At 51.1% G+C, this 634-nt stretch carries 1 protein-coding gene; it reads left to right on the top strand.

The window, feature by feature from the left end; translation table 11 throughout:
* Positions 1 to 200: 200 nt before the first annotated feature.
* Positions 201 to 634, top strand: a 434-nt coding sequence (locus ACYQ2L_RS17190) for a hypothetical protein (protein ID WP_460058354.1), incomplete at its 3' end; no start/stop codon positions are given.

The following is a 634-nucleotide window of genomic DNA, read 5'->3' as shown; positions in this document are numbered from 1 at the left end:
TGCTATCCGTCACGCCAACTGACCCGGGGTCGTCACGGGAAGTGACCCGCCCTGCCGTCAGGTGAACTGACCCCCCGGTCGTCACCTGAACTGACCCGGGGTCGTCAAACGAACTGACCCACCCATCCGTCACACAAACTGACCTTCCGATAAGTATAGAAAATACTTATCGGAGGAGACTCATGCCCAGGAGGCGAAGTATGACGGAAAAACGTGAGGTCATTCGTCGGTTGCGGCACGGACAATCTATCCGGCAAATTTACCGTGACACTGGTATGCATCGTACCATCATTCGGGAACTTAGACTTGCTGCAATTCATTACCACTGGCTTTCGCAAGATGCCAAGCTCCCCGGTGAATATGAGATCCAGCAGAAACTGGAGCAACTCAAAGGCAATCAGGAAAGTCCCGATGCATTGCATCCACTTGATCCATTCAAGGACAGAATCAAGCAGTGGCTCGAAGACAAGGAATCCTATGTTATCATCCACCAGCATATCCGTGAAGAGATTAGTGTTTCAGAAGCAACAGTGAGACGGTACTGCAAGAGACATTTCCCAGACGCTCCACGAGCAAGCTGGTTGCGCCCAACAATTCCTGGTGAAATCATGGAAGTCGATTTTGGTTTTCTGGG

It is taken from the genome of Spirochaeta dissipatitropha (genome assembly GCF_054657935.1).
Note: the sequence above shows the minus strand (reverse complement) of the source record. Positions and strands in the feature narration are given on the sequence as shown.